Raw genomic sequence first — 19070 nt, 5'->3', positions numbered from 1 at the left:
CCAGTTCAAGGGGGACGGGGGAGCGAAGCCCGGCGCGGGGACGTTTGTGGCCGGCGACGCACCGAATTCACCTGGACACGTGCCGCCGCGTCCGTTGGGATGGAGGGGTGGCAACCGACACCGTGACTGAGGTCTTCGAAGAACACCGGCCGGTCCTGATGGGGGTCGCCTATCGCATGCTGGGCCGCGTGGCCGACGCCGAGGACGTCGTCCAGGACGCCTGGCTGCGCTGGGCGCAGGCCGACCGCGACGAGGTGCGCGAACCACGCGCCTACCTCGTCCGCGTCGCCACCCGCCTGGCCATCGACCGGCTGCGGCAGGCGCAGACCCGGCGCGAGGCGTACGTGGGTCCCTGGCTGCCGGAGCCGCTGGTCACCGACTTCGGGCCGACCGCGCCCGACACCGCGGAGGCGGCCGTGCTCGCCGAGTCGGTGTCGCTCGCCGTTCTCGTCGTCCTGGAGTCGCTCTCTCCGCTGGAGCGCGCCGTGTTCGTGCTCCGCGAGGCGTTCGGGTTCCCGTTCGCCGAGATCGCCACCACGCTCGAACGCAGCGAGTCCGCCGTGCGTCAGCTCGCGGGACGTGCCCGCAAGCACGTGGACGAGCGCCGGCCGCGCTTCGACGTCGACCCCGTCGAGCAGCGCGACCTCACCGAGCGCTTCCTCGCGGCCGCGACGGGCGGGGACCTGGAGGGCCTGATGGTGCTCCTCGCGCCCGACGCGCGCCTCGTCGGCGACAGCGGCGGCAAGTCCAAGGCGCCGCTGCGCGTCATCGAGTCCGCCGACAAGGTGGGCCGTTTCCTGCTCGGGGCCGCCAAGGGCGGCGGCGCCGGATTCACCTTCCGGTTCGTGGAGCTCAACGGAGGGCCTGCCGTGCTCGCCCTCGTCGACGGCAAGCCGGACGGCGTCTTCCAGGTCGATGTCGCCGACGGTCACGTGCAGTGCGTATACATCGTGCGCAACCCGGACAAACTGGTGTCGCTCGCCTGACGCTGTTCCCGCGGCCCTCTTCGCGGCCGTCTTCGCGGCCCTTTCCATGGCCGTCCTTGTGGCCACCGAAGCCCCCGCCCCGACCGGGCGGGGGCCTTCGTCGTTTCGCGAACGCGGCGTGAACGCTCTGCTGACCGCCATGAACGCTCTGCGGCAGAGGCCCCGCGGGCCCCGGAGCGGACCGACGATTGGTCTTGACCAAGTCGGAGGGCGGGCCTACCCTCGCAGAGATAGTGCAGGAACCTTTAATAAACAAGGGCGCTAAACGCAGCCGGGACACGGCGATTGCGGAGGACAGGGTGGGGACCACGCAGTTGGAAACGGCGCCGGAGCCGAAGTACTGGCACCTCAAGACCGTGCTGACCGAGGCACTCGACTCCGAGTTCGCCGTGGGAGAGATCCTGCCGAACGAGCGGGACCTCGCGGCCCGCTTCGGAGTCGCCCGTGCCACGCTCCGCCAGGCGCTCGAACAGCTCGAACTCGAAGGCAGGCTCCAGCGCCGCCGTGGCGTGGGCACCACCGTCGCGCCGCCCCGTGTGGGCGTGGCGGTCGACTCGTCCGACGACCAGGAGTGGCCCGGCGCCGCCGACGGTGACGCCTGGCAGGCCGTCGACAGCGAGCTCGCGGTGCCGCCGCCCGCTGTGGCCCGCATCCTCGGCTCCGCGCCCGACGAGCGCGTCCACATGGTGCGCCGTACGCGCGTGTCGCACGGCCAGCCCGTCGCCGCCGAACTGCTGTACGTACCGTCGTCGTCCGTGCCCGAACTCTCCGCCATAGACGCCCCGTCGGGGCCCTCCCGCGCGCGTTCCGTGCTGCGTGAGCTGCGGCGGCTCGGGCTCGAAGGACAGGACCGCGCCGTCGAGCTGGGCTCGGCCCGCGCCGACGACGCGAAGGAGCTCGACCGGCTGCCGGGCGCGCCCGTCCTCGTCGTCACGACCCGGTTCTTCAGCGAGGGCGAGACCGCCGCGGTCTCCGTGGCCACCTACCGAGCCGACACCTGCCGCCTCACCTTCGGCGACTCGGGCGGCGTCGAGATCCACCACGGCCCGGACCGCCGCGCCTCCTGACCCGGGCACGCCGCCATCCGGGCACGCTGCAATCCGCGCACGCCGAGCGTGCCGCAATCCGTAAGGCCCACCGTGATCCTGCACGGTGGGCCTTTCGATGTCCGGCGCGTTCTGGCTAGCGGCGCGCCGTGACCGTGCCCTCGACGGCGAACAGCTGCTCTTCGACATGGTCCAGCGCGAGCCGCAGCGCCCCGGTCGAGACCGCCGCCTCGCCCAGCACCGACAGGGCCACGCGCGGCGGCCGCAGGCAGTAGCGGGCCAACTCCCGGCGCAGCGGCTCCAGTACGCCGTCCAGGCCGGCCGCCCAGCCGCCCACGACGACCAGTTCCGGATCGAGGGCGAGCACCAGCGCCGCCACGTCGTGCACCAGCCGCTGGAGGAACCGGTCGACGGCCGCGCCCGCCCGCTCGTCGCCCTGGCGAGCGAGAGCGAAGACCTGCGCGACGGCCTGCTCGTCGAGCGGGTGCAGCGGCTCGTCCGTCGTCGAGAGCAGCGTCTCGGGGCGCACCTCGCGTCCCAGCAGGTGCAGCGCCCCGATCTCCCCGGCCGCGCCGCCGTACCCGCGGTGCAGCCGGCCGCCGATCAGCGCGCCCGCGCCCGGGCTGAGCCCCGCCAGGACGAACACGACGTCGTCGGACTCGGTCGCCGCGCCCTTCCAGTGCTCGGCCACCGCCGCGGCGTTCGCGTCGTTCTCCACCAGGACCGGGCACTTGAAGGAGCGCCGCAGCCGCTCGCCCAGCTGAAGGCCCGTCCACTCGGGAAGGGCGGTGCCGAGGCGCACGGTGCCGTCGGCCTCCACGATGCCGGGGCTGCCGACGCCGACCGCCCGCAGCGAGTTGCGGGCGACGCCCGCGCGGCGCAGCAGGTCCGCGACCGCGATGCGCAGCCGCTCGATCCGCTCGTCGGCCGGAGCGGTCTCGTCGACGTCCCTGGCGGCCGTGCCGAGCACCTTGCCGTCCAGGTCCGACAGGACCGCGGCCACGCGGTGCGGGCCGATCTCCAGACCGAGCAGATGCCCCGCCTCGGCCCGGAAGCGGAACCGGCGCGCGGGCCGCCCCTGGCGCCGCGTACCGCTGTCGTCGACGGCCGTCTCCACGACGAGCCCCGCCGTGATGAGCCCTTCGACGACGCCCTCGACCGTGGGCCGGGACAGCCCGGTGACCCGGGTGATCTCGGTGAGCGTCGCGAGATCCGTGGCGCGCAGGGCATGCAGCACCACCGCGGAGTTGATCCGCCGTAGCAGGGAGGGGTCCCCGCCGGTCAGCCGCCCCAACGTCCGTCCTCCCAGCTCGCGCGCGTGTTGGGCGGATCGTACTCGCCGCCGCGCAGCCCGGCGAGCGCGGGTGCACTTCTGGGACGGGGGACGCTCAGCCGGGCGAGACGAAACCGGATTCGTAGGCGGCGATGACCGCCTGCGTCCGGTCCCGCGCCCCGAGCTTGGCGAGGACGGCGCTTACATGCGACTTGACCGTCTCCGTGCCCACGACGAGCCGGCCGGCGATCTCCGAGTTGGACAGGCCCCGCGTCATGAGGCGCAGTACGTCCGCCTCCCGCTCCGTGAGCGCCGCGCGCTCCATCGCCTCCCGCGCCGATGTGTTGCCGTACTCGGCCGCGAGGCGCCGCACGGCCGCGGGGAACAGCAGCGAGTCGCCCTCGGCCACCAGCCGGACCGCGTTCACGATCTCGGCCGGCCGCGAACGCTTCAACAGGAACCCGTCGGCGCCCGCCCGCAGCGCCCCGTACACGTACTCGTCGTTCTCGAACGTCGTGATCACGAGGATCTTGGGCGGTTCGGACACGCTGCGCAGCACTGCGCGCGTGGCCTCGATGCCGTCCAGGAGAGGCATGCGCACATCCATGGCGACCACGTCCGGACGCAGCTGCCGGACGAGCGGAATGACGGCGGCGCCGTCGGCCGCCTCGCCCACGACCTCGATGTCCGGCTGCGCCGAGAGCACGGCGCGCAACCCCGCGCGGACCAGCGGTTCATCGTCGACGAGGAGCACGGTGAGCGGCATCCGGACAGCCTAGGCGAGCGGGTCAGGGCGTACGCGAGGGGCGGGGATCAGCCGAGCAGGACAGGGCGTATGTGAGGGGCGGGGATCAGCCGAGCGGGTCGGGGCGTGCGTGAGGGGCGGGGATCAGCCGAGCAGGACAGGGCGTATGTGAGGGGCGGGGATCAGCCGAGCGGGTCAGGGCGTACGCGAGGGGCGGGGATCAGCCGAGCGGCAGCTCGACATGCACCCGCCACTGCCCCTCGTCGGGCCCCGTCCGCGCCCGTCCGCCGAGAAGAGCCGCCCTCTCGCGGATGCCCCGCAAACCGCTGCCGGTCCCGCTGCCCCGGCCGTTCACCGGCGCGCCCACGGGAAGCGGATTGCGTACGTCGAGCCACAGGCGGGCGTCGTCGACCGTGACGGCGACCCGGATCGGGACGGTGCCCGAGTGGCGCAGCACGTTCGTCAGCGCCTCCTGAAGGATGCGGTAGCCCTCTCTGGAGACGGGACCGGGCACCGTGTCCAGCGCACCGAGCACCTCCGCGTCGACCTCCGCGCCCGAGGCGCGCGCCGAGTCCAGAAGGCGGTCCGCCTCGGTGAGCGTGGGCCGGCGGTTCGCGGGCTGCCCCGACTCGCGTAGCACCAACAGGACACGCTCCAGGTCCTCCAGGGCTGCCCTGCCCGTCTCCTCGATGGCGTCCAGGGCCCGGTCGGTGAACGCCGGGTCGGCGGCCGCCCGTGCCGCGCCCGCCTGCACGACGGCGACGGTCAGCGCGTGCCCGATGGAGTCGTGGAGTTCGCGGGCGATGCGATTGCGCTCGAGCAGCTGCTCGGTGCGCTCCTCCAGGGCGGCCAGACGCTCCGCCGCGGACGGCCCGAGCAGGCCGAGGGCGGCCGACGCCATCAGGCGCCCGGCGAGCGCGACCACTGCCAGAAGCACCAGCGGCGGCACCGGCACGAGGAACGCGTACGCCCAGCCGTGCCCCGGTACGGGGACGAGGGACTCGGCCTCGGCGGGGCCGCCCGACGTGGCGTCCACCAACTCCAGTGCCAGCGCCATGAGTTGGCCGGTCGTGAACGCGACCGCGCAGCCTGCCCACAGACGCAGCACCAGCCACACCGCGGTCCTGCCCCGGTCTCGCCACGACGCGGACGGTGTCACGGACACCCCCGCCTCCCGTGGACCCGAACCGTCCTCCACGCGCGCGTGGGCACCCGGGAATAGCATGAGGCGGGCCTGAAGACCCTCGGCCCTGCGCACCACGGGGATCACGGCGGCCGCCATGAGCAGCGGGACCGGAATCAGCAGCATCAAGGCCCAGTCCCCGTACCCCGGCCGGGTGAGCCCCGGGTACACGGACCCGCACACCAGAGCGATGATCGCGCCGACGAGGAGGTGCAGCCAGCGGGTGTACGTGACCGCGCGGGTCAGCGGCGCGAGGAGGCGGGACATGCCGCCATCGTGCCAGCGGTGCGGGTGCGGACGGCTCCCCCTCATGGGGGAGACGCTCTCCACGCCCGGGGGAGGACCCGGCGGGGCGCGGCCGGAAGGCTGGGGCCATGACCAGCATCGACGTCCAAGAGCTCACCAAGGAGTACGGCTCGACCCGCGCGGTGGACCGCCTGACGTTCCGCGTCGGGCCCGGCCGGGTCACCGGATTCCTCGGCCCGAACGGCGCCGGGAAGTCCACCACCATGCGCCTCGTCCTCGGCCTCGACCGGCCCACATCGGGCACCGCCACACTCGGCGGCCGCCCTTACGCCACGCTCGGCGAACCCCTGCGCGAGGTCGGCGCCCTCCTCGACGCCCAGGCCGCCCACGGCTCCCGTACCGCCCGCGACCACCTCCGCGCGCTCGCCGCCTCCAACCGCATCCCGGTGCGGCGGGTCGACGAGGTCCTGGAGCTCGCCGGGATCGCGGCCGTCGCCGGGCGGCGGATCAAGACGTTCTCGCTGGGTATGCGCCAGCGCCTCGGCATCGCCGCCGCACTCCTCGGCGACCCGCGGGTCGTGATGCTCGACGAGCCGTCGAACGGCCTGGACCCCGAAGGCATCATCTGGATCCGTGAACTGATGCGCGGGCTCGCCCGCGAAGGCCGTACGGTCCTCGTCTCCAGCCACCTCATGAACGAGACCGCCACGTTCGCCGACCACCTCGTCGTCCTCGGACGGGGCAGGCTGCTCGCCGACACCCCGATGCAGGACTTCATCGACGCGCACAGCGAACGGCGCGTCCGCGTGCGCACCACCGATCCCGCGAGCCTGCACGCCGTGCTTCGCCGCAAAGGACTCGAAGCCGTGGCCACCGGCGACGGCCGCTGGACCGTCGCCGGGGCGCGCGCAGAGGAGATCGGCGCGCTCGCCGCCACGGACGGCATCCCCGTCCTCGAACTCGCCGACGAATCGGCCTCCTTGGAGGAGGCCTACCTCGCCCTCACCGCGGACACCACCGAGTTCGCGTCCGCCGCGACGCCCCTCCAGGAGGCCTGACGATGTCGACCACCGCCGTGCTGCGTTCCGAATGGATCAAGGTGAGATCGGTGCGCGCCGGCGCCGGCTCACTCGTGGCGGTCTTCGTCACGACCGTCGCCATCACCGTCCTGGCCTCTGCCACGGTCGGACAGGCCGAGGCGGACAACGAAGGAGCCGACCTCCTCTTCGGTGCCTTCTACGCACTCAACTTCGGCCAGATCGCGGCCATCGCCTTCGGCACGACCGCCGTGTCGTCGGAGTACCTGGGCGGCGCCCTGCGCGTGTCCCTCGCGGCGGTCCCCAACAGAAATCTCCTCTACGCCGCGAAGATGACGGTCGTCGGTGCCCTCGCCGTCGTCGCGGGCCTTCTCACCTCGTTCGTCACGTTCCTCTCGGGGCAGGCGTTCATGGGGTCCTACGCCCTCGGTCTCGGCGACCCGGGCGCGCTGCGCGCCTGCGTCGGAGGCGGCCTCTACCTCGCGCTGATGTCCCTGTTCGCAGCGGGTCTCACCGTCGTCCTGCGCAGCGCGGTCGCCGTACTGAGTCTGCTCATCCCGTTCATCCTGATCGTGTCCTTCGTCGTGGGCGACATGGCCGCCTCCGTCGCCGACTTCCTGCCCGACCACGCCGGACAGCAGGTCCTGCGCCAGGACCCGGCCGGCACGCTCGGGCCGTGGACGGGGCTCGCCGTGACCGCGGCCTGGGCGGCGGCCGCGCTCCTCGCCGGCTGGTGGGCGTTGCGCCGCAGGGACGCGTGACGGCAGGGGCTCGTAACCGCCGGACGCCCCGGCAAATGTCAGTGGTGGCCGCTTTACTGGACATCATGAGCACCGCACAGCATCTCGCGACGATCGACCTGCTGCGCTCCCGTGAGTTCCCCGCGGAGCACGGCAGATCGGACGCGGGCTCCGGCGGACCGGGTTACCACATCGCGGAGTTGGCGACGTGCGGCGAACTCGGGGAGCCGGGCCCCGAGGGCGCGGCTCAGGACCAGTGGGTCGCCGACCGGGACGGGCTCTCCTCGGTGCTCACCGAGCGCTGGGGGGAGCCGCAGTGGTTCAGCCTGTGGAGCGTCAGCCTGCGCGCGGTCGAGGGCGGGGAGGACATACCGGAGCCCTGGGCCGCGCTCAGCGCGTATGTTCCGGACGTCCAGTTGTGGCAGGCGGACGGGCGGTGGATCGTGCTGGGCATCCCGCTCGGCGCGGAGGACCTGCCCTTCCGGCTCGTCGCCGCCGTCACGGACGTGGACCCGCCCTGACGACGCGCCTGGGCCCCGTATACGGGAACTCCCGTGCCACCATGGGACCTTGGCAGCGGATCATGGCACGACCGAGGCGAGGGAGAGCACGTGAGCGAGCAGAGCGGGCAGGACCCGGGGGAGCGGAGCGCGAGCCACATCGCACACAACGCCCGCGTGTGGAACTACTGGCTCGGCGGCAAGGACCACTACGAGGTGGACCAGCAGGTCGGCGACCAGGTCACCTCCATGTATCCCAGCATCGGCGAAGTGGCCCGCGCCGACCGGGCCTTCCTCGGCCGCGTCGTGACCTACCTCGCCGGCCGGGCAGGCATCCGCCAGTACCTCGACATCGGCACGGGCCTGCCCACCGCCGAGAACACCCACGAGGTCGCCCAGCGCATCGCCCCCGACTCCCGCGTCGTCTACGTCGACAACGACCCGATCGTGCTCACGCACGCCCGCGCGCTCCTCACCAGCACGGACGAGGGCGCCACCAGCTATGTGGACGCGGACGCGCACGACCCCGCGGCCATCCTCCGCGCCGCGTCCGGCACCCTCGACCTGGGCCGGCCGGTCGCGGTCATGATGCTCGGCATTCTGAACTTCATCCTTGACACCGCCGAGGCCACGTCCATCGTGCGCCACCTCCTGGACGCGGTCCCCTCCGGCAGTTGTCTCGTGGTCACGCACCCCACGCTGGAACTGGGCGGGGAGGGGAACGAGGAGGCGATGCGCTTCTGGAACGAGAACGCGACGCCGCCGATCACCGCCCGCGGCCGGGCCGAGATCGAGGGCTTCCTCGAAGGGCTGGAGATCCTTGAGCCCGGCCTCGTCTCGTGCGCGCGCTGGCGGACGGACTGCTCCGACGAGGGGCCGGTCGTCGCCCAGTTCGGCGTCGTGGCCCGCAAGCCCTGACGCAAGCCGTCCTCAACGCGAGCCGTCCCCAACGCAAGCCGTCCCCGAGGCAAGCCGTGAAGCAGGCTCTAGCGCGCCGTGTCGGCCGAGGCGGCGGCGCGCAGCCGCCCGTACTCCTCGGCCATCGTCGCCGCCGTCCAATGCGCGTTCAGACCACTGGGGTTGGGCAACGCCCACACCCGCGTACCGCCGATCATCCGCTCCTGCGGGCCGATCCTCGCCTTCGGCTCCTGGAAGGCCGTTCGGTACGCCGTCACGCCCACGACCGCGAGCCAGCGCGGTCGCAGCCGCTCCACCTTGGCGGTGAGCAGACGGCCGCCGTCGCGGTACTCCTGCGTGCTCAGCTCGTCCGCCCGCGCCGTGGCCCGCGCGACGACGTTCGTGATCCCGAGCCCGTACGACAGGAGTTCCTCCTGCTCGGCGGGGGCCAGCCGGCGGGGCGTGAACCCGGACAGGTGGAGCACCGGCCAGAAACGGTTGCCGGGGCGCGCGAAGTGGTGGCCGGTCGCGGCCGTCGTCAGGCCCGGGTTGATCCCGCAGAAAAGCACGGAGAGGCCGCTCGCGACCACATCGGGAACGATGCGGTCGCGAGCGGCCTCCAGGTCCGCGGGGGTCAGCCGGGTCAGAGGATCGCTCCGGGCGCGTAACCGGCGGCCTCCGGGTGCTGCTTGACGATCTCCTCGACACGCGCGACGACGGTGGCGACCTGGTCGCTCGCCGCGCCCGTGAAGGACAGCTTGTCGGCCATCAGCTCGTCGAGCCCGGCGCGGTCCAGCGGGATCCGGGAGTCCGCGGCGAGCTTGTCGAGCAGCTCGTTGCGCTCGGCGCCCTGCTCGCGCATGGCCAGGGCCGACGCGACGGCGTTCTCCTTGATGGCCTCGTGGGCCTCCTCGCGGCCGACGCCCGCCCGCACCGACGCCATCAGGACCTTCGTCGTGGCGAGGAACGGCAGGTAACGGTCCAGCTCGCGGGCGACGACGGCCGGGAAGGCGCCGAACTCGTCGAGCACCGTCAGGAACGTCTCCAGAAGACCGTCGAGCGCGAAGAACGCGTCCGGCAGCGCGACGCGGCGCACCACGGAGCAGGAGACGTCGCCCTCGTTCCACTGGTCGCCCGACAGTTCACCGGTCATCGACGCGTAGCCGCGCAGGATGACCATGAGGCCGTTGACGCGCTCGCAGGAGCGGGTGTTCATCTTGTGCGGCATCGCGGACGAGCCGACCTGGCCCGGCTTGAAGCCCTCGGTGACGAGCTCGTGCCCGGCCATCAGACGGATCGTCTTGGCGGTCGAGGACGGCGCGGCCGCGAGCTGCACGAGCGCGGTGACGACCTCGTAGTCGAGGGAGCGCGGGTACACCTGGCCGACCGAGGTGAACGCCTGCGCGAAGCCCAGGTGGCCCGCGATGCGCTGCTCAAGATCGTCGAGCTTCGCCGCGTCGCCGCCGAGCAGGTCCAGCATGTCCTGCGCGGTGCCGACGGGGCCCTTGATGCCGCGCAGCGGGTAGCGGGAGAGCAGCTCCTCGATCCGGGCGTACGCGACGAGCAGCTCGTCGGCGGCGGTCGCGAAGCGCTTGCCGAGGGTCGTGGCCTGCGCCGCGACGTTGTGCGAGCGGCCGGCGATCACCAGCTCGCCGTACTCACCGGCCAGCTTGCCCAGGCGCGCGAGGACGGCGACGGCGCGGTCGCGGACCAGTTCGAGGGAGAGCCGGATCTGGAGCTGCTCGACGTTCTCCGTCAGGTCGCGGGACGTCATGCCCTTGTGGACCTGCTCGTGGCCGGCGAGGGCGTTGAACTCCTCGATGCGGGCCTTCACGTCGTGGCGCGTGACCTTCTCGCGCTCGGCGATGGAGGCCAGGTCGACCTGGTCGAGGACGCGCTCGTAGTCGGCGAAAGCGGCGTCCGGCACCTCGATCCCGAGGTCCTTCTGCGCGCGCAGCACGGCGAGCCAGAGCTGACGCTCCAGCTTCACCTTCTGCTCGGGGGACCAGAGAGTGGCGAGCTCGGCGGAGGCGTAGCGTCCGGCGAGAACATTCGGGATACGGGGCTTTGCAGGCGCAGCAGTCACGTGTACGGAGTTTACCGGGCGTCCGTACAGGCTCCGCACCATCCACATGATGTAGGAACCTACAGGTCAGAGGCTCCTTGGCCGTGCTCGCCGCATCACGTCCGGGAGCGGCGCGTGAGACGTGTGTGAGGCGACGGCGCCGGCGGATGCGAGGGTCACAGGCCCTGGGGCCGCCTGCCGGGTTGGCTCTTGCTGCACGAGGAGCGTTTCCAGGATGACGCGCCGGGCCTCTTCGAATCGCCGCATGGCCAGGTCCGGCAGAGAGGCGACGTGGCACCCCATGGCGCGGGCGACGGCCGGCGGCAGGGTGCCGATGGAGGCCGGCCGGCCGACGTCCAGGCCGAGGAAGACGTCGATGTCGCTGGTGTCGATCACGTGGCTTCAACGCCGATTCCGGCCTCTCGCCCGTCGATGGCTTGAACGTATGAGCAACGCTGTGATCGTGGCCCGGGACCGTGTCGAGTCCTTGCTGAGACTCCACTCTCCGGCTACGCCGGTGCCGCCTCCGACGAACTGATGGCTGAGGCGGAAGCCGCACTCGGGTTCAGCCTCCCCGCCGATCTGCGGACGCTCTGGCAACAATGCGGCGGGCCGGTCGGGCCGTTGACACCCGACGGCGAGGTGCTGCTCGGAGTGCGGCAGGCCTTGGAGACCTCCGCCCTGCTGAGTCACCCGGAGCGAACCCCGCCCGCAGGTCAGCCTCGCGGAGCCTCGTACGGGAGCAGCTCGGGGCGCTTCGCCGGGCGGCCGTCGCCGGAGGAGCGGCCCGTCAGGCGGCGGCCGATCCAGGGGACCAGGTGCTGCTTGGCGAAGCGGGCGTCGGCGAGGCGGCGCGCGCCCCAGCCCGGCGGCACGGTCGGCGGGAGCACGGCCTGCCAGTCGTCCGCGGGCTCGTGGCCGAGCGCCTGCCAGACAGCCTCGGCGACCCGGCGGTGCCCTTCGGGGGTCAGGTGCAGCCGGTCCACGTCCCACATGCGGGGGTCACCGAGGACGGGCGGCCCGTACAGGTCGACGACCACCGCGCCGTGCCGCGCCGCGAGGTCGTCGATGCAGGTGAACAGCTCCTCCATGCGGGGCCGGAAACGCTCCATCACCGGGCCGTTGCGGCCGGGGCTGCGCATCAGGACGAGCTGCTCGCAGGCCGGCGCGAGCTTCTCGACGGCCTCTTCGAGGAGCCCGCGCACCCGGCCCATGTCGACCTTGGGGCGCAGGGTGTCGTTGAGGCCGCCCACCAGCGTGATGACATCGGCGCCCATCGCGGCCGCGACGTCCACCTGCTCGTCGACGATCTGGCCGATGAGCTTGCCTCGCACGGCGAGGTTCGCGTAGCGGAAGCCGGGAGTGCGGGCCGCCATCCGGCCGGCCAGTACATCGGCCCAGCCTCGGTAGGAGCCGTCGGGCAGCAGGTCGGACATGCCTTCGGTGAACGAGTCACCGACCGTGACGAGGCTGCTGTAACTGGTGTGGTTGGCATTTTTCTGCATGGCGAAAGCGATGGTAACCCGGGCCCCGCGAGGGCCGACGGGGCGCCGTGTGCCCGACGTCGGGCACACGGCGCGGAGATCACACGGGCTGGCCGAACAGCTCTCGCAGGACGTCCTCCATCGTCACCAGACCCGCGAGCCGCCCGTCCGAGCCGAGGACCGCCGCCACATGCGTACGGCTGTCCCGCATCGCCGAAAGGACGTCGTCGAGCGGCGTCGTCTCGCGGACGCGCGCGATCGGCCGCATGTCCGGGATCCGGAACGGCAGATCGCGCGGCGAGGCGTCCAGGGCGTCCTTCACGTGCAGATAGCCGACGATGCGGCGGTTGTCGTCGACCACGGGGAAGCGCGAGAACCCCGACCGGGCCGACAGCTGCTCCAGCTGCTCGGGCGTGACGCCCACATGCGCGTAGACCACCTGCTCCAGTGGCAGGACGACGTCCCTGACCGGGCGGCGGCCCAGTTCGAGCGCGTCGCGCAGGCGCTCCTGGGCGCGGTCGTCGATCAGTCCCGCGTCGCCCGAGTCCTTGACGAGACGGGCCAGCTCGTCGTCCGAGAACGTCGCGGACACCTCGTCCTTGACGTCGACACGCAACAGCTTGAGCAGCCCGTTCGCGAAGGCGTTGACCGTGAAGATCACCGGACGCAGCGCCTTCGCGAGGGTCACGAGCGGCGGGCCGAGCACCAGCGCGCTGCGCACCGGCTCGGCGAGCGCGACGTTCTTCGGGATCATCTCGCCGAGCAGCATGTGCAGATACGTGGCCACGGTCAGCGCGATCACGAACGAGATCGGGTGGATCAGACCGTGCGGCACGCCGACCGCGTCGAACACCGGCTCGAGGAGATGGGCGATGGCGGGTTCGGCGACGATGCCGAGCACCAGGGTGCACAGCGTGATGCCGAGCTGCGCCGCGGCCAGCAGGGCCGACACGTGCTGAAGGCCCCACAGGACGCTCTTCGCCCGCCGGTCGCCCTCGTCGGCGTGCGGTTCGATCTGGCTGCGGCGTACGGAGATCAGGGCGAACTCGGCGCCCACGAAGAAGGCGTTGACGACCAGCGTCGCCAGACCGATCAGGAGCTGGATCGCGGTCATCGGTCCCCCTCCGGGGCGTCGTCGGACTGCCCGGTCAGGGGCGCGTGCAGCAGGACGCGGGCCGCGCGGTGACCCGCGGCGTCCACGACGTCGAGCCGCCATCCGGCCACCTCGACGCTGTCGCCGACGGCCGGGATCCTGCCGAGCTCGGTCGCGACCAGGCCGGCGAGCGTCTCGTAGGGGCCGTTGGGGGCGCGCAGTCCGACCCGCTGGAGCTGGTCGGTGCGGGCGGCGCCGTCGGCCGAGTAGAGACCGCGGCCCTCGTCGTCGATACCGGCAGGCGCGAGGTCCGGCGTTTCGTGCGGATCGTGCTCGTCCCGCACCTCGCCCACGACCTCCTCGACGATGTCCTCGACGGTCGCGACGCCCGCGGTGCCGCCGTACTCGTCGATGACGACGGCCATCGTGCGCTTCCCGGACAGCCGGTCGAGGAGCCGGTCGACGGTCAGGGTCTCGGGTACGAGGAGCGGCTCGCGCATGAGATCGGACACGGAACGGCGGCCGCGGAGTTCGGCGGGCACGGCCAGGACGTCCTTGATGTGGGCGACGCCGACGACCGAGTCGAGATTGCCGCGGTAGACGGGGAACCGGGACAGGCCCGTGGCCCGCGTCGCGTTCGCCACGTCCTCGCAGGTGGCCTGCGCGTCGAGCGCCACGACCTGGACGCGCGGCGTCATCACGTTCTCGGCGGTCAGATCCGCGAGGTTCAGGGTCCGCATGAACAGCTCGGCGGTGTCCGCCTCGAGTGCGCCCTCCTTGGCGGAGTGGCGGGCCAGGGCCACCAGCTCCTGCGGTCCGCGCGCGGAGGCCAGTTCCTCGGCGGGCTCGATGCCGAAGCGGCGCACAGCCCGGTTCGCGGTGTTGTTCAGGTGCGTGATGAAGGGGCGGAACGCGGCGCTGAACCAGCGCTGCGGCGTCGCGACGCGCTTGGCGACGGCCAGCGGCGACGAGATCGCCCAGTTCTTGGGGACGAGCTCGCCGACGACCATCAGGAAGACGGTGGAAAGGCCCGTGCCGATGACCAGCGCGGCCGAGGAGGCGGCACCGCGGGAGAGCCCGAGACTCTCCAGGGGGCCCGCGATCAGTGTCGCGATGGACGGCTGGGCGAGCATGCCGACGACCAGATTGGTCACGGTGATCCCGAGCTGGGCGCCGGAGAGCTGGAAGGTCAGGTTCCGTACGGCCTTGAGGGCGCCGGCGGCGCCGCGCTCACCGCGCTCGACGGCGCGCTCGAGGCCGGAACGCTCGACCGTGGTGAGGGAGAACTCGGCCGCGACGAACGCACCGCAAGCCAGCGAGAGCAGCACCGCCACGGCGAGCAGAAGCACTTCGGTCATCGGGTCACCTCCGTCCCATGATCGGGCAGGGCGGTGGGTATCGCGCGATGTCGCAGGCGCCGGGTACTGGGAGGCTCGCCCATGGGCGGACGCTCACACCTTTCAAGAGAGGAAGCAGAACAACAGCAGGACAGGTGGAGCAACCATGGTAAAGGATCGGCAAAACGGATCGGCAAAGCTGATCGGCGCGGCCGGTGGGGCCGGGACGCCCTGGCCCCGGCCCCGGATGGTGTCAGTTCGGACTGTGTCTGTTCGGACCGTGTCAGTCCGGATGGTGTCGGTCCGGACCCTGTCTGTTCGGGAGAGGCCCGTCCGGTAGGGGCACGTCCGGCAGGGGTCCGTCCGGAGCGTGAGCCCGGTACGGATCAGTCCGTGAGGTGCTTGACCCAGCGGGTCCACTGCGGCTCCGGCGCGTAACCACCGGCACGCCACGCGTGCTGCGCGCGCTCGTTGCGGTCCAGGACCATCGCGTCGCCCCGCCGCCCACCGAGCCGTACGAACCGCTCCTCCGCGGCCGCCAACAGCGCCGACCCCACGCCCTGCCGTCGCGCGTCCGGATGCACCGCGAGGCGGTACAGATGGCAGCGCCACCCGTCGAAGCCGGCGATGACGGTCCCCACCAGTTCCCCGTCGCGCTCGGCGAGCAGCAGCGACTCGGGGTCGCGGGTGACGAGCCGCTCCACGCCCGCCCGGTCGTCACTGATGCTCGTGCCCTCGGCGGCCACCTTCCAGAAGGCGAGGGCGGCATCGAGGTCGTCGGGCGTCGCGGCCCGTATCCGAAGATCACTCATGGGTCCCGATCCCATCACCGAGCGGCCGGGCCGGTGCGCCATTTCAGTATGCGGACCGCCTCATCCCCCTCGCAGCTCCTCGATGACCGGACCGAACGCCTCCATGTACGGCTCCAGGACCGTGAGGTACGTGAACCCGTAGCGCTCGCGCTGCGCGCGCACCTGGTCGGCGATCTCGCGGACCGTGCCGACGAGCAGCAGCGGAAGCTCCAGCGCCTCGTCCTGCGTGAACTGCGGGATGTGTTCGAGAACCGGCCGGATCGCGGCCCGCCGGTCGTCGGTCACCGTGACCATCTGGATCAGCAGATTGAGCTCGGCGGGCTCCGCGCGACCCGTGGCGAAACGGTGGTAGGCGGCGACGCGCTCGTCGAGTTCCCCGGGGGCGAGGTGCTGGAGCTTCCCGCTCGGGTCGCCGGGGACGGAGCGCGCCCCGGTGAACGCCGCGATCTCCGCGTGCTCGGCCGCCAGCTTCAGGAGCCGGTCGCCGTTGCCGCCGATCAGCAGCGGCGGGCGGGGGCGCTGCGCGGGCCGCGGCTGATGCTCGTCCGACCCGAGCAGCCGGTCCAGCTCCTCGACGAGGCGCCGCAGCCGGTCCACACGCTCCCCGGGTGAACCCCACGGCAGCCCGGCCGCTTCGTGCTCCGCCTGTACGTAGCCCGTGCCCAGGCCGAGTTCGAGCCTTCCGCCGGTGAGCGCGTCCGTGGTCGCCACCTCCCGGGCGAGGAGCACCGGGTTCCAGAAGCCGGCGTTGAGGACGAACGTGCCCACACGTGGGCGTTCGGTCGCCTCGGCGGCGGCGACCAGGGAGGGGAACGGGGAGGGCATGCCCAGGTGGTCGGCGACGAGGATCACGTCGTAGCCGAGTTCCTCGGCCCTGCGGCAGCGCCTGCGCCACTCGTCGCCGGTCGCGGGGGTGACCATGTTGACGCCGAACCGGAACGCGCGACTCATGAACTCTCCTCACTCTCGGGCGAGTTGAACCAGCGGGAGTCGAACTCGGGCGAGATGACGTCGGACGAGTTGAACGGCCGGGAGGCCGTATGGCGAGTACATCATTCGTGCGCGATGGCCGCCAGCACGTTCATGCGCGAGGCGCGCAGCGCGGGAAGGAGCGCCGCCGCGAGTCCCACGACGACCGAGCCGACCACGACCGCGACGATCGTCCCCCACGGGATGGCGAGCGCCTCCATGCCCTGGAGGGCCAGGACCTTGTGGATCGCGAGGCCCCACACGACGCCGAGCGTGAGCCCGAGCACCGCGCCGAACACGGCGATCACCACGGACTCCAGGCGGATCATCCGTCGCAGCTGGCGCCGGGAGAGCCCGATGGCGCGGAGCAGACCGATCTCGCGTGTCCGCTCCACGACCGACAGGGCAAGGGTGTTGACGACGCCCAGGACAGCGATCACGATCGCGAGCCCGACCAGCGCGTACACCAGGTACAGCAGCACCGCGATCTGATCGTGCACGAGCTTCTTGTAGTCGGCCAGGTCGCGCACCTGTACCTGTGGGTACGGATCGAGGGCCTTCTCCAGACGGGCGCGCAGCACGTCCGCGCCCGTACCGGGGGAGGCGTTCACGTACACCGCCGAGTCCTGGCCGTCGGGCAGGAACTTCTCCAGCGTCCCCATCCCCATGAACAGGCCGCCGGACATACCGAATCCGTCCCCGCCGCCCTGGTCGGTGAGGGCCGCGACGGTGAGCCGGCCCGTGCGCCCGCCCGGCAGGTCCACCGGCACCACCGTGCCCACGCGCGCGTGGTGCTCCTTCGCGAACTCCGCGTCCATCGCGACCTTCCCGGGCGCGAGCGCGGCCGCCGAGTCGCCCTGGGAGTACGTGACGTGCGCGACGTCGTCGAGCCGTGCCTCGTAGCCGGCGGCGGTCGTCTTCACGCGCTTGCCGTCCGGCAGGCGCACCGCGAGCGGCACGAACCGCTGGCGCACCACGAGTCCCGCACCCTCCGTGGCGCGGATCCTGTCGGTCACTTCTTCAGGAAAGGGCATGAAGTTGGAATTCTGGACTGTGAAGTCGGCGCCGAGGGTCTTGTCGATCTGCTCGTCGAACGACTTGCTCATCGACGCGCTCGCCACGGACATGCTCGCCACCAGGGCGAGCCCCACCATCAGTGCGGCGGCCGTGGCCCCGGTGCGCCGCGGGTTGCGCAGCGCGTTGCGCTGGCTCAGCCGTCCCGCCGAGCCGAACACGGCGGGGAAGGCGCCGCCCAGGACGCGGATCACGGGACGTACGAGCAAAGGGCCCGCGATCACGGTGGCCAGCAGCGTCAGGACGATGCCGACGATGAGGAGCAGCGAGGCGCTCGCCGTCTTCGTGGCCCCGGCACAGCCGGCGAGAGCGGCCACCCCCGCCACGCCGACCACCGCTCCTGCCACTGCGCGCACCCGCAGCGGCCGCCCCGCACCCGCGATCTCGGCGTCCGCGAGCGCCGCCATGGGGGAGACCCGGGACGCCCGCCGCGACGGCAGATACGCGGCCACGAACGTGACTCCGACCCCGACCGCGAAGGCCGCGACGGGTGTCCCCCAGCCGATCACCATCTCGGTCGACTTCAGGTTCATCCCGAACGCGCTCATGAGTCTGATGAGGCCGAGCGCGAGCCCGATGCCCGCCGCTAGGCCGAGCACCGAGCCCACCAGGCCGAGCAGCACGGCCTCCGTCAGGACGGAGCGGCGCACCTGCCGCCGGTCGGCCCCGAGCGCACGGAGCAGTCCCAGCTCGCGGGTGCGCTGAGCGATCAGCATCGAGAACGTGTTCACGATCAGGAAGATCCCGACCAGGACCGCGATCCCGGCGAAGCCGAGCATCACGTACTTGATCACGTCGAGGAACGAGCCGAGGGCCGCCGCGTCCGATGTGGCCTGTTCGTCGGCGGTCTTCAAGTCGTAGCCCGAGCCCAGCTGTCGGGCGATCCGTTGCTTCAGGGCGGCGTCGCTCACGCCGGGGGCCGCGTCCACGGAGATGCTCGTCGCGCGGTCCGCACTGCCGAGCAGCTTCTCCTGCGCCGTCGCCGTGTCGAGGAAGACGAGCGCGGCGCCGGGGTTGGTGGTGCGGAAGGTCGCGATGCCGACGATCCGTACGGTGAAGGAGCCCGGCTGTGCGAGGACGGTGAGCGAGTCGCCGACACGGAGGTGCTTCTTGTCGGCGGTGTCGGCGTCGAGCAGCGCCTCGCCACTGCCGCGCGGGGCGTGCCCCGAGGTCAGGCGGACCGGACTGCGGTCCGTCACATACCAGTTGGTGGCGATGGTGGGGGCGCCGCTGGTCGGGCCGACCGATCTGTTCTTGTCGTCCACGACGGTGATGTTCTCGGCGGCGGCGTCGACCCTCGCCGCGGCGACGCCGTCGATGGACCTGATCTGCCGGGCGAGGCGGGCCGGGACGGTCTCGACCGCCCCGGTCGGCACCGACTCGCTGAGGGAGTCCTGCTTCGGATTCACCTGGACGTCGGCAGACGTGGACGCGAACAGCCGGTCGAAGGTGCGGGTCACCGTGTCCGAGAAGACCAGACTGCCCGTCACGAACGCCACCGAGAGGACGATGGCAAGCCCCGACAGGACCAGTCGGCCCTTGTGCGCGAGGAAACTCCTGAGCGTCGCCTTCAGCACAACGGC

At 72.1% G+C, this 19070-nt stretch carries 18 protein-coding genes; 6 read left to right on the top strand and 12 right to left on the bottom strand.

Going from position 1 to position 19070, the window contains the following annotated elements:
• The first annotated feature begins 107 nt into the window (after positions 1–107).
• Entirely contained in the window at positions 108–986 is an 879-nt protein-coding gene (locus tag ACZ67T_RS31835; RefSeq protein WP_469988492.1) for an RNA polymerase sigma-70 factor, read from the top strand.
• Positions 987–1285: 299 nt separating this feature from the next.
• Positions 1286–2053 carry a GntR family transcriptional regulator gene (locus tag ACZ67T_RS31830; protein ID WP_469988490.1) on the top strand — a complete coding sequence of 256 codons (768 nt, stop codon included), beginning with the start codon at positions 1286–1288 and terminating at the stop codon, positions 2051–2053.
• Positions 2054–2168: 115 nt separating this feature from the next.
• Here the strand turns inward: ACZ67T_RS31830 and ACZ67T_RS31825 are convergent, their stop codons facing one another.
• The 3 genes from ACZ67T_RS31825 to ACZ67T_RS31815 form a co-directional block, all read right to left on the bottom strand.
• Positions 2169–3326, bottom strand: coding sequence for an ROK family transcriptional regulator (locus ACZ67T_RS31825; RefSeq protein ID WP_469988488.1), 1158 nt, complete (start codon positions 3324–3326; stop codon positions 2169–2171).
• Positions 3327–3420: 94 nt separating this feature from the next.
• Positions 3421–4071 (bottom strand): response regulator transcription factor, encoded by a 651-nt coding sequence (locus ACZ67T_RS31820; protein WP_469988486.1) that lies wholly within the window; start codon positions 4069–4071, stop codon positions 3421–3423.
• A 199-nt stretch (positions 4072–4270) separates the two neighbouring features.
• Positions 4271–5500 carry a sensor histidine kinase gene (locus ACZ67T_RS31815; RefSeq protein WP_469988485.1) on the bottom strand — a complete coding sequence of 410 codons (1230 nt, stop codon included), beginning with the start codon at positions 5498–5500 and terminating at the stop codon, positions 4271–4273.
• 107 nt (positions 5501–5607) lie between these two features.
• Here ACZ67T_RS31815 and ACZ67T_RS31810 point away from each other — a divergent pair, with 107 nt between their 5' ends.
• From ACZ67T_RS31810 to ACZ67T_RS31795, 4 genes are all read left to right on the top strand, one after another.
• Complete coding sequence (locus tag ACZ67T_RS31810; RefSeq protein WP_469988483.1) at positions 5608–6537, top strand: ABC transporter ATP-binding protein; 930 nt, start codon at positions 5608–5610, stop codon at positions 6535–6537.
• A 2-nt stretch (positions 6538–6539) separates the two neighbouring features.
• Complete coding sequence (locus ACZ67T_RS31805) at positions 6540–7277, top strand: ABC transporter permease (RefSeq protein ID WP_469988481.1); 738 nt, start codon at positions 6540–6542, stop codon at positions 7275–7277.
• Between the two features lie 65 nt (positions 7278–7342).
• Positions 7343–7777 carry a hypothetical protein gene (locus ACZ67T_RS31800; RefSeq protein ID WP_469988479.1) on the top strand — a complete coding sequence of 145 codons (435 nt, stop codon included), beginning with the start codon at positions 7343–7345 and terminating at the stop codon, positions 7775–7777.
• 90 nt (positions 7778–7867) lie between these two features.
• On the top strand, positions 7868–8674 hold the full coding sequence (locus ACZ67T_RS31795) for an SAM-dependent methyltransferase (protein ID WP_469988477.1): 807 nt from the start codon (positions 7868–7870) through the stop codon (positions 8672–8674).
• A 68-nt stretch (positions 8675–8742) separates the two neighbouring features.
• On the opposite strand, the gene mug is transcribed toward ACZ67T_RS31795, so the two are convergent.
• The 9 genes from mug to ACZ67T_RS31750 all read right to left on the bottom strand — a co-directional run bounded on the left by mug (position 8743) and on the right by ACZ67T_RS31750 (position 19064).
• Positions 8743–9291, bottom strand: coding sequence for a G/U mismatch-specific DNA glycosylase (gene mug, locus ACZ67T_RS31790; RefSeq protein ID WP_469988628.1), 549 nt, complete (start codon positions 9289–9291; stop codon positions 8743–8745).
• 5 nt (positions 9292–9296) lie between these two features.
• Positions 9297–10739, bottom strand: a complete 1443-nt coding sequence (purB, locus tag ACZ67T_RS31785) for an adenylosuccinate lyase (RefSeq protein WP_469988475.1) — start codon at positions 10737–10739, stop codon at positions 9297–9299.
• A gap of 66 nt (positions 10740–10805) precedes the next feature.
• Positions 10806–11114, bottom strand: a complete 309-nt coding sequence (locus ACZ67T_RS31780; protein WP_469988474.1) for a hypothetical protein — start codon at positions 11112–11114, stop codon at positions 10806–10808.
• 320 nt (positions 11115–11434) lie between these two features.
• Entirely contained in the window at positions 11435–12223 is a 789-nt protein-coding gene (locus ACZ67T_RS31775) for an SGNH/GDSL hydrolase family protein (RefSeq protein ID WP_469988472.1), read from the bottom strand.
• Between the two features lie 79 nt (positions 12224–12302).
• Complete coding sequence (locus tag ACZ67T_RS31770; RefSeq protein WP_469988470.1) at positions 12303–13316, bottom strand: hemolysin family protein; 1014 nt, start codon at positions 13314–13316, stop codon at positions 12303–12305.
• Complete coding sequence (locus tag ACZ67T_RS31765; RefSeq protein ID WP_469988468.1) at positions 13313–14653, bottom strand: hemolysin family protein; 1341 nt, start codon at positions 14651–14653, stop codon at positions 13313–13315. Before ACZ67T_RS31765 ends, ACZ67T_RS31770 begins: the two co-directional genes overlap by 4 nt.
• Before the next feature lie 365 nt (positions 14654–15018).
• A complete protein-coding gene (locus ACZ67T_RS31760; protein WP_469988467.1) occupies positions 15019–15444 on the bottom strand; it encodes a GNAT family N-acetyltransferase in 426 nt (141 codons plus the stop codon).
• A 60-nt stretch (positions 15445–15504) separates the two neighbouring features.
• A complete protein-coding gene (locus tag ACZ67T_RS31755) occupies positions 15505–16395 on the bottom strand; it encodes an LLM class F420-dependent oxidoreductase (RefSeq protein WP_469988465.1) in 891 nt (296 codons plus the stop codon).
• 101 nt (positions 16396–16496) lie between these two features.
• Positions 16497–19064 (bottom strand): ABC transporter permease, encoded by a 2568-nt coding sequence (locus ACZ67T_RS31750; RefSeq protein ID WP_469988464.1) that lies wholly within the window; start codon positions 19062–19064, stop codon positions 16497–16499.
• Between the last annotated feature and the right edge of the window lie 6 nt (positions 19065–19070).

The sequence above is a fragment of the Streptomyces sp. NPDC107517 genome, from assembly GCF_055582645.1.
The sequence above is the reverse complement of the archived record's forward strand: the minus strand, read 5'-3'. Positions and strand labels throughout refer to the sequence as shown.